Annotated in this window: 8 protein-coding genes; 1 reads left to right on the top strand and 7 read right to left on the bottom strand. The window is 73.9% G+C overall.

What is annotated here, in order from left to right; translation table 11 throughout:
• Positions 1-286: 286 nt before the first annotated feature.
• The 6 genes from G011_RS0128960 to G011_RS0128935 form a co-directional block, all read right to left on the bottom strand.
• The gene (locus G011_RS0128960; RefSeq protein WP_019611536.1) at positions 287-610 is read right to left on the bottom strand and encodes a putative quinol monooxygenase; all 324 of its coding nucleotides are present in this window, start codon (positions 608-610) and stop codon (positions 287-289) included.
• A gap of 178 nt (positions 611-788) precedes the next feature.
• Positions 789-1943: a peptidase C39 family protein gene (locus tag G011_RS0128955; protein ID WP_019611535.1), complete on the bottom strand. Its 1155-nt coding sequence runs from the start codon at positions 1941-1943 to the stop codon at positions 789-791.
• Between the two features lie 37 nt (positions 1944-1980).
• Positions 1981-4083: an iron ABC transporter permease gene (locus G011_RS0128950; RefSeq protein WP_019611534.1), complete on the bottom strand. Its 2103-nt coding sequence runs from the start codon at positions 4081-4083 to the stop codon at positions 1981-1983.
• The gene (locus G011_RS0128945) at positions 4080-5135 is read right to left on the bottom strand and encodes an iron-siderophore ABC transporter substrate-binding protein (RefSeq protein WP_019611533.1); all 1056 of its coding nucleotides are present in this window, start codon (positions 5133-5135) and stop codon (positions 4080-4082) included. Before G011_RS0128945 ends, G011_RS0128950 begins: the two co-directional genes overlap by 4 nt.
• On the bottom strand, positions 5132-6022 hold the full coding sequence (locus G011_RS30450) for an ABC transporter ATP-binding protein (RefSeq protein WP_036553289.1): 891 nt from the start codon (positions 6020-6022) through the stop codon (positions 5132-5134). Before G011_RS30450 ends, G011_RS0128945 begins: the two co-directional genes overlap by 4 nt.
• A 197-nt stretch (positions 6023-6219) precedes the next feature.
• Positions 6220-7140 (bottom strand): AraC family transcriptional regulator, encoded by a 921-nt coding sequence (locus G011_RS0128935; RefSeq protein WP_196808548.1) that lies wholly within the window; start codon positions 7138-7140, stop codon positions 6220-6222.
• Between the two features lie 502 nt (positions 7141-7642).
• Between G011_RS0128935 and G011_RS0128930 the strand changes: the two genes are divergently transcribed.
• Positions 7643-9208, top strand: a complete 1566-nt coding sequence (locus G011_RS0128930) for a BCCT family transporter (RefSeq protein ID WP_019611530.1) — start codon at positions 7643-7645, stop codon at positions 9206-9208.
• Positions 9209-9320: 112 nt separating this feature from the next.
• On the opposite strand, the gene G011_RS30445 is transcribed toward G011_RS0128930, so the two are convergent.
• On the bottom strand, positions 9321-9955 hold a 635-nt coding region (locus tag G011_RS30445), incomplete at its 5' end, for an LLM class flavin-dependent oxidoreductase (RefSeq protein ID WP_019611529.1).

Below are 9955 nucleotides of genomic sequence, written 5' to 3'. Positions count from 1 at the left end.
TCGCGGCAGCTGGCGCGCTTTCGTTGCCGCCAGAAACCCCCGACAAGAACGGCGTAGGGGAGAGACCTGAAGACGGCCCCTCCCTACCCCTCAATCCATTACCCTTATTGGGTGCCGAGCGTTTCAGGGCATGCCAAAACGCCTGCTGGGTGGGATCCCCCCTATTTCCAGCAAACCACTCCGCCCCCACCCCAGAACACCCCCAACTCCCGCCTGTGGAAAACACGGAAACGGCCCCGGGCGATCGCCCGGGGCCGGAACACTGCCTGGAGGAAACGGAAACCGGTCAGGCCTCGATGGTGAGCTCGCCCATCCGGTCCCAGCCCTCGCCCTCCACGACCCGGCTGACGATGAGCGGGGTCTCGGTGAGCAGCGGCTTCATGGCGGCCAGCCCGTCACGGAAGTGGTCGCTGTTGACGTGCGCCTCGGCGGCGCCGTCCTTGAACGCCTCGACGAGCACGAACTCGTTCTCGCGCTCGACGCTGCGGGACCACTCGAACCACAGGTTGCCCGGCTCGGCGCGGGTGGCCGCGGTGAAGTCGGCGACCGCGTCCAGGAACCCGTCTCCAACCTCGGGCTTGACCCGGAACTTGACGACGATGAGGATCATCGCCCCTCCTCCTTGTCGGTGCTGCGGGACACGGTGTGCCGTGCCCCGTCCCCACTTTCCCAGAACCGGCGACCTCGGCGGCTACCGGACCGACCGGTCCACCAGCACGGGGTGAACCGGGGCACACCATGGCGGACGCGGGACGCATCGGTCCACGGACGCGGGACGGTATCAGGTCTCAGGAACGGCGCGGCGGCTCCCCCGCCAGCTCGCCCTCCGGTTCCCCCTCCGGTCCCCCCTCCGTTTCCTCCTCCGGCCCCGCGATGCCCACGGCGCCGCGGTAGCCGTCCCCCTCCAGCGACGACATCGCGTCGAGCGCGGCGTCGGATACGGGCAGCAGGTGGGCGTCGACCCAGGTGTCGCCCGTGGCGCCGTTGGTCCAGGGGTCCTCGATCACGAGCGCGCCCGGCACGGCCCCGTGGCAGAGCACCCAGTGCGGCACGTCGAAGCCCTGCATCGCGGCCAGGGAGACCAGCAGCAGGACGCGCTCCCCCCGGCCGATCGCGTCGCGGATGTCGGCCGTGGACAGGCGGCGCGGGTCCACCGGGACCCCGGCCCGCGCCGCGTCCTCCCGCGACGCGCGCTGGAGGACGGCGCGCCACTCCCCCTCGTCCCCGGCGTAGGAGTCGAGCATGACCGGCCGGTCCACGTCGAGGAACACCGTGACGGGCGACGACGGCCACGCCCGGCGCACGGCCACGCCCAGCCCGACGGGCTCGCAGGCGGGGAAGTTCGTCGCGTCGCGCCACAGCGTCAGCTCCGCCGGGCGGTCCAGGGACTCGCGGGGCACCGCCCCGGCCTGCACCTGTGCGACCAGGGCGGTGACGGCGCCGCACGTGAAGTTCGTGGACTGGCGGTAGTACGGCGGCTCCGCCTCAGCCGGGCCCTCCCCCAGCCAGCGCACGTGACCGGCGGGCGGACGGTTCCCGTCCCCGCCCTCCCCGCCCTCCCCGCGCGGTGCCTCCAGCGGCGCGAAACCGGCGGCGGAGGCCTCCTCGGCGCCTACCGTCCACCCCTCCCACTTGACCTGTACGAGCCCCCGGCCCCGCGCGTGGGCCAGGACCGCCGCCGCGGCGGCGGGCACGTCGCCGACGGCGTCGACGATCTTGGCGTAGGCCGTGCGCGGGCGCGCCGTCACCAGCGCGGCGGCGGCCCAGCCCTCCCCCGCCCCGTCGGGGACGGCCACGATCTCGGGCGCGTGGGCCGAGCGGTCGACCGCTCCCCAGCGTTCGAGCACCCGGGCGGGGGCGATCCGCGCCAGGGGCGCGGGCACGGCGGCCGGGTCGAAGGGGACGACGACCGGGGCGGGCGCGTCGGGTCTGTGGGACGGCATTCGGTACTCCTGGTGCGGATCGGAGGGGATCGGCGGTTCACGCGCGGGAACGGCGCAGCAGCCAGACGAGGTAGGGGGCGCCGACCAGGGCGATCATGAGCCCCGCCGGCAGCTGGGCCGGGGCCAGCAGCGTGCGGCCCAGGGTGTCGGCCACGCAGACCAGCAGCGCGCCCAGCAGCATCGCGACCGGAACGCTGCGCCCGTGCCGGGCTCCGACCAGCGCGCGGGCCAGGTGGGGCGCCACGAGCCCGACGAAGCCGACGACCCCGACCGCGACCACGCTGACGGCAGCCAGGACCGCGGCGACGGTGAGCAGCACCAGCCGCATCCGCTCCACCCGCATGCCGAGGATGCGGGGCGTGTCCTCGTCCACGGCGATCAGGTCGAGGTGGCGGGCCAGGCCGAGCATCAGCGGCGCCGCCAGGACGAGCGCCACGGCGACCGGCACGACCTCCGGCAGGGTGCGCCCGTAGGTCGTGCCGGACAGCCACGTGAAGATGCGCGGGGTCTGCCAGGGGTCGGCGCGCAGGAGCAGGAACGTCGTGACCGCGCTCAGGCTGTACCCGCACCCGATGCCGATCAGCACGAACCGGTCCGGACGCAGCGCGCCCCTCCAGGCCAGCGCGGCGATCAGCGCGAACGTGGCCAGGCCCGTGAGGACCGACATGGTGACCAGCGACGGCAGGCCGCCGCCCGAGCCGGAGGTCACCACGATCACCGCCCCCAGCCCGGCTCCGGCGGTGATGCCCAGCAGACCCGGCTCCGCGAGCGGGTTGCGCACGGTGCTCTGGACCGCGCTCCCGGCCAGGCCCAGCGCCGCTCCGGCGAGTACGGCGGCGGCCACGCGGGGGAACCGTTCGTCCAGGGACCGGCCGATCAGGTCGGGTGCGCTCCCCTGGAGCCATAGTGCGATGTCGCCCGTGCGCAGCCACAGGCTCCCCGCGAGCAGGCCCACGAGCGCCGCCGAGACGAGCAGGGCCGCCGCGACGAGCAGGACGCCGAGGAAGCGCCGCCGCGTGCGCGGCCCGGTCCGCGCGCCCGGCGGTCGGCGCACCGGGCCCGCGTCGCGCAGGCGCAGGGCCAGGGCCACGATGAGCAGGCCGCCGAGCACGGCCGTGGGCACTCCCGTGGGGATCGAGGCGGCGCCCTCGGCGCCGAGCAGCGCGCGTAGTCCGGCGTCCGCGAGCAGGATCAGGAGGGCGCCGAGGAGCCCGGAGGCGGTCACGAGCAGCAGGTGCCTGCGCAGCGGCCGGATCCGTCCGGCGAGCAGGCGCGCCAGCACGGGCGCGCCCAGACCGACGAAGGCGATCGGGCCGGCCAGCGTCACCGCCGCTCCGGTGAGGAGCACGGCGCACAGCACCGCGGCGGTCCGGGTCGAGCGCAGGGGCACGCCGAGCGAGGCCGCGGTGTCGTCGCCCAGGCCCAGCACGTCCAGCCTTCGGCTCAGCAGCAGCGCAGCGCCCAGCACGACCGCGATGAGCGGCATCGCGCGCAGGGACGCGTCGATGTTGAGCTGGGCCAGTGAACCGCTCCCCCAGGCGAAGAGGCCGGTGGTGTTCTCCTTGAACAGGATCAGCAGCATCGCGGTCGCCGCGTCCAGGGCCATCGCGGTCGCCGAACCGGCCAGGATCAGCCGCGTCGTGGCCGTTCCGGCGGCGTTGCCCGCCAGTCCCAGCACGAGCGCGGCGGCCAGCAGCCCCCCGGTGAAGGACACCAGACCGGAGGCCCACAGCGGGACGGCGAACCCGAACGCGGCGACCAGGGTCAGGGCCAGGTAGGACCCCGCCGTGACCGCGAGCGTGTCGGGAGAGGCGAGCGCGTTGCGCGTGACCGACTGCAGCAGCGCCCCGGCGACGCCGAGGGCGAAGCCCACGGCCACACCGGCGAACAGGCGCGGAAGCCGCGATCCGGCCAGCACGTCGCCGACCGGAACCCCGTCGACGGCCTCCCGCTCCCCGGCCGCGTAGCGCACCAGGTCCCACCACCCCACGCCGGAGGTCCCCTGGGTGAGGTGCCACACGGCCACCGCGAGGATCGCGGCGACCAGTCCCGCGAGGACCGCCGCCCCGGCGGCGCCGCCGCGCGCACCGACGCGCGGCAGCGGGGACCGCCGGGGCGGGGCCTGAAGCGAACCGCTCATTCCTGGGTGATCGCGTCGGCGAATGCGTCGACCGCCTGCGCGGTCGAGCGCGGGCCGCCCGCGCCCCAGATCCGCGGGGGGAAGGCGTGGGCCCGGTTCTCCTCCACGGCCGGGAGGGAGTTCCAGATCGGGTTCTCCTCCAGCGCCTCCACGTAGCCGCCGACGCCCTCGTCGTTGGCGTAGAAGAGGTTGGCCCCGCCCACGGCGGTGAGTCCCTCGACGTCGGTCTGCGCCAGGCCGTAGGAGGGGTTGACGCCGCCGTCCCCGTAGGCCTCGTTGATCTCGTCGGTCCAGACCGGGGTCATCCCGAGCTCCTCGCCGAGGGCGGTGAACAACGCGCCCTCGCCGTAGGGCCGGATGGTGAGGTTGCCGCCCTGGAGCCACCCGTCGAAGTACAGGAAGTCCTTCGTGGGCAGGTCGGCGGAGGCCACCCGCTCCTTGGCCTCGGCGAGGTGGGCGTCGAACTCCCCGATCACCTGCTCGGCCCGCTCGGTGCGCCCCGTGGCCTCACCGATCATCTGGAAGACGCTCCGCATGTTCCCGACGGGGTCGGCCGGGTCGGCGCCCAGCGTGACGAGGACGGGCACCCCGCGCTCCTCCAGCTGCGCGATGATCTCGTCGTCGGCGCTGAAGGCCTCCACGATGACCAGGTCGGGGTTCTGCGCGTACAGGGTGTCGAGGTCGGGCTCCTCGCGGTTGCCGATGTCGGTCACGCCCTCGGGCAGCTCCTCCGCGCTCACCCAGGTGCTGTAGCCCTCGGTGTCGGAGACCGCCACGGGGGTGACGCACAGGGTGAGCGCGTCCTCGACCTGCTGCCACTCCAGGACGGCGATGCGCTCGGCGGGCTGGTCGAGCTCCACCTGTCGGCCGACACCGTCGGTCAGCGACACCGGGCCCGTGGAGGTGGTCGTGGTGTCCTCGGCGCAGCTCTCGGAGGCGGGCGCGGCGACGCCGCCGGTCTCGGGCTCCTCGACGCTGGTGGTGCCGCATCCTGTCACGGCGAGGGCGAGGGCGGCGCAGGCCGCGGTCGCGAGATGGGGGAGACGGGTCATGGGTGGTTCTCTCTGTTCTGTTCTGCGGTGTTCGGGTGGTCCGCGTCCGCGGACCGGGGGCGGGCCGCGTGGCGGCCCACGGGGTCGATGCGCAGTCGGCCGGTCCGGAGGTCGTGGGCGACCTCGACCCGGATGCCGTAGACCTCGCTGAGGTTGCGGCTGGTGAGGACCTCGGCCGGGTCGCCCGCGGAGTGGACGCGTCCGGCGCTGAGCAGCAGCAGCGTGTCCGCGACGCGCGCGGCGTGGTCGAGGTCGTGCAGCACGACGCCGACGGCGACCCCGTGGTCCTCCGCGAGGTCGCGGATCAGGTCGAGGGTCTCGACCTGGTAGCGCAGGTCCAGGTGGTTGGTGGGCTCGTCCAGCAGTACGACGCCGGTGTCCTGGGCCAGGCAGGTGGCGAGCCAGACGCGCTGCATCTCTCCGCCGGAGAGCTGTCCGGCCGCCCGGTCGGCCATGTCCCGCACCCCGGTGGCCTCCATGGCGTGCTCGATGGCGCGCCGGTCCTGGTCGGAGAGCCCCGCGAGGCCGCGCCGGTAGGGGTGGCGTCCGAACGCGACGACGTCCCTGACCGACAGGCCCTCCGGCGTGGGCCGGGCCTGGGCGAACAGGGTGACCTCCCGGGCGAACCGGCGTGCACTGAGCAGGGAAGCCGGGCGCCCGGGCTCCCCGTCCCCGCCGCCGAGCGTGACCTGCCCCTCGTCGATGCGGTGCAGTCGGGCGAGTGAGCGCAGGAGCGTGGACTTGCCGCTGCCGTTGGGCCCCACCAGGGCGGTCACGCGCCCGGCCTCCAGGGACAGCGAGGCGCCGTGGACGACCGTGGAACTGCCGTAGCTCAGGACCAGCCGGTCCCCGCTCAGGGCGTGCGCCCGCGTCACGGCGCTGGGCACGCCGGGCGTGCCGGGCGTGCCGGGAGCGCGGCGGCCGTGGCGGAGGACGGACGCGGCACGGCGCGGACGGAGCCGCGGACGGCGTGCGCACACTGCCCGACCAGCGGATACGGCCGGACACGGGCACGGGCACCCGAACGGGAGATTAGGTTAGCCTTCACTCACTCAGAATAGATTCGGCCGCTCCGTGGCTGCAATCAGGACTTCCGGACACCGGATACGGAATTCCGGTCAACGGCCGCCCGGGAAGGGCCGAAGTACGTCCCCGGGGTGGTGCCCATCACGCGCCGGAAGGCGTCGATGAAGGTGCTGGTCTGGGCGTATCCGAGGAGTTCGGCGGCGTCCTGCACCTCGCACCCCTCGCCGAGCAGCAGGAGCGCCCGGTGGATGCGCAGTGACTGCCGCCACTGCGCGAACGAGAGCCCGGTGGCGGTGCGGAAGGCGCGGCTGATCGTGCGGGGGCTCACGCCCAGGTCGCGCGCCCACTCCTCCAGGGAACGGTCGTCGGCGGGGTCGCGCAGCAGGGCGTCGGCGATCACGTCGGCCCGGGCCTCGCCGGGCAGGCGCAGCGCGAGCTGGGGCAGTGACGGCTCCAGCACGTCGAACACCACCGCCTCCGCGCGCGAGCGCGCCCCGGCGTCCAGGTCGGTGCGGGCCAGGCGCATCAGCAGTGACTCCAGCACCGGGGTCATCGCGATGGCCGTGGGGCCCTCGAAGGCGACCGGCGTGCGGTCCGGGGCGAAGAAGGCGGTGTGGAGTTCGGCCCTGGCCGTCAGTCGGCCGGCGTGCACCTCCCCGGCGGGCACCCACAGCCCGCACCCCTCGGAGACGGTGAAGACGCGGTCGCCGACGCGGGCGGTCAGCGCCCCGCAGCGCACCCACACCAGTTCGTGCGCGGGGTGCGCGTGCGGCTCCCACTCCGTGGGGGCGCCCGGCGCGTGGGACTCCGCGATGATCACGAAGGGCGCCGCGGCCCCCTCCGGAAGCGGGGCGGCCCGCCGCACCAGGGTGCTCGGCTCGCGCCGCCAGGTCCCCAGACCCGCACCCTCCCCGGAGGGCGCGGCCGTCCCGGGCGGTGCGCTGCCGGTACGCTCCGGAAGCGGAGATATGGGCGACATGTCCTTATTGTCGCAGTCGGCGCCGGGTACGGCGTCCCCCCGTGTTCCGTGGACGCGGCCCGCACACGGAACGCGGGGGACACCGACCCGCACGGGCGGCCCCGGGCCCCGGCCCCTCCCCGCCCGGTGACCCGTCAGCAGTGTTTACCCTCACACGGACACGCGCCGTGGCCTGCGATAGTGTGGAACGTCGTCGTCGCGCCGCCCGCGGTGGGACCCGGGGACCGCTCTTCCCCCTCGTCCCCCGCCGTGAGTGCCCGTCGGCGACCGGGCAGGGCTGCGTTCGACGCTCCGCCCCACTCCATGCCGCGCCTGCCGCGCTGGCCGTGAGACCGGGCGGTCGTTCCCGGCGGCCGCCACGCGCGCACAGCGCATGGAGCTTCAGATACCGGCTGCGGCGCGTCCCGGCCGGTGCTTCCATTCGAGGGGCTTCCTCTACTCCATGTTCTCCACTCTGCGCTCACGCGCGTCCGCGCGAGGCAGACGTTCCGATCCCTGGGTCATGAGCGTGTCCGGCGCCCTGATGACCGCCTTCGTCCTCGCCGCCCTGGTCGCCCCCCGCGCCACGGGTGCCGCCGTGGACGCGGCCTTCACCTGGTCCGCGCGCTGGTTCGGCGCCTACTGGCAGCTGCTGATGCTGGCCACCTTCGTCGTCATGACCGTCCTGGCCTTCTCCCGCTACGGGCGGGTCCGCATGGGCGGCACCGACAAACCCGAGTTCAAGCGGTTCACCTGGATCGCGATGGTCGTCACCACCCTGCTGGCCGCCGGAGGGGTCTTCTGGGCGGCGGCCGAACCCATCGCCCACTACGCCTCCCCGCCGCCGCAGTACGCCGACCGGGTCGACGGCGGGGCCGAGGGCGCGGCGGTGGCGCTCGCGCAGAGCTTCGTGCACTGGGGCTTCATCGGCTGGGCCATCGGCGGCGCGCTGGCCACCCTGGTCATGATGCGCGGTGTCGAGAAGGGCATGCCGCTGCGCCCGCGCACCCTGCTGTGGCCGCTCCTGGGCGAGCGGGTGCGCACGCACTGGATCGGCGCGGTCGCCGACATCAGCTGCGTGCTCGCCGTGGTGGCCGGGACCGTGGGGCCCATCGGCTTCCTCGGGCTCCAGATCTCCTACATCTGCAGCGAGCTGTTCGGGCTTCCCGACACCTACGCCGTCCAGGCGCTGATCATCCTGGCCCTGACCGCGGTGGCCGCGGTGTCGGTGCTGAGCGGGATCCACAAGGGCATCCAGCTGCTGAGCCGGGCCAACGTCTGGGTGGCCCTGGCGCTCATCGCCGTCATCGTCGGCATGGCGTCGCTGCCCTTCGTCGTCAACCTGTTCCTGCAGGCGAACGCCGTGCACGCCCGGGAGTTCCTCCCGATGGCGCTGTACCGGGGCGACGAGCAGTGGCTCGGGTACTGGACGCTGTTCTTCTTCGGCTGGTTCCTGGGCTTCGGGCCCATGATGGCGGTCTTCTTCGCCCGCATCTCGCGGGGCCGCACCGTGCGCGACATCTACGTCGGGGCGACGGTGGTGCCCTCGGTGGTGACCATGCTCTGGTTCACCGCGCTGGGCGGCACCGGCATCTGGCTGGAGCAGCGCGAGCCCGGCACGATCACGGGCCCCTACGCCGAGGACGGGCTGCCCGCAGCAGCGCTGGCCATCCTGGAGGCGCTGCCGCTGACCGGAGCACTGGGCGTGCTGATGGTGGTCGTGGCGCTGATCTTCCTGGCGTCCACGCTCGACTCCATGTCCTACACCATCGCGGTCTCCAGCATGCACGAGGGCGAACCCTCGGGCCTGGTCCGCGCGTTCTGGTGCGTGGGGATGGGGCTGGCCGCCGTCGCACTGCTGCTGGTGGGGGACGGCGGAATCCAGGCGTTGCAGTCCTTCATCGTGGTGACCGCGGTGCCCGTCGGCCTGCTCATGCTGCCGACGCTGTGGACCACGCACCCGCTGCTGCGCGACATGGCGGTGGAGCAGGGCATCGTCGCCCCACGCCCGTCACGGGACGGGAACGCGGACCAGGACGGCGCCCGCGCGCCGCGGGCCCAGGAGCCGGTCGGCCAGGCCTCCCCGTAGGAACAGCGCCGCGCCCGCAGGACCCGAGACGGGTTCCGGGCGCGGCGCGGCCCGGGCCGTGGACGCCCCCATGGGTTCCAGGGGGTCGCCACGGCCCGGGCCGGATGCGGACCTACCGCTGGCCGTCCCGGCCGGAGGCGGTGTCCGCGTCCCCCTTGGCGGCCAGCAGCGAGGCGTGGGTGGGCGCGTCGGGCACGTGCGCGGGCCGCCCGGCGGCGAACTCCTTGCGCAGCACCGGCACGACCTCCTCGCCGAGCAGGTCCAGCTGCTCCAGGACCGTCTTGAGCGGCAGGCCCGCGTGGTCCATGAGGAAGAGCTGGCGCTGGTAGTCGCCGAAGGAGTCGCGGAAGGTCAGCGTGCGGTCGATGACCTCCTGCGGGCTGCCGACGGTCAGCGGGGTCTCGCGGGTGAACTCCTCCAGGGAGGGGCCACCGCCGTAGACCGGCGCGTTGTCGAAGTAGGGGCGGAACTCCCTCACCGCGTCCTGGGAGTTCTTGCGCATGAACACCTGTCCGCCCAGGCCGACGATGGCCTGTTCGGCCCTGCCGTGGCCGTAGTGCTCGAAGCGGCGGCGGTAGAGCGAGATGAGCTTCTTGGTGTGCGTGGCGGGCCAGAAGATGTTGTTGTGGAAGAAGCCGTCACCGTAGAAGGCGGCCTGCTCGGCGATCTCGGGGCTGCGGATGGAGCCGTGCCAGACGAAGGGGGGCACCCCGTCCAGGGGGCGGGGGGTGGAGGTGAAGCCCTGCA

Source organism: Nocardiopsis sp. CNS-639, assembly GCF_000381685.1.
Classification (GTDB): domain Bacteria; phylum Actinomycetota; class Actinomycetes; order Streptosporangiales; family Streptosporangiaceae; genus Nocardiopsis; species Nocardiopsis dassonvillei.
This window is presented reverse-complemented; position numbering and strand designations above follow the sequence as displayed.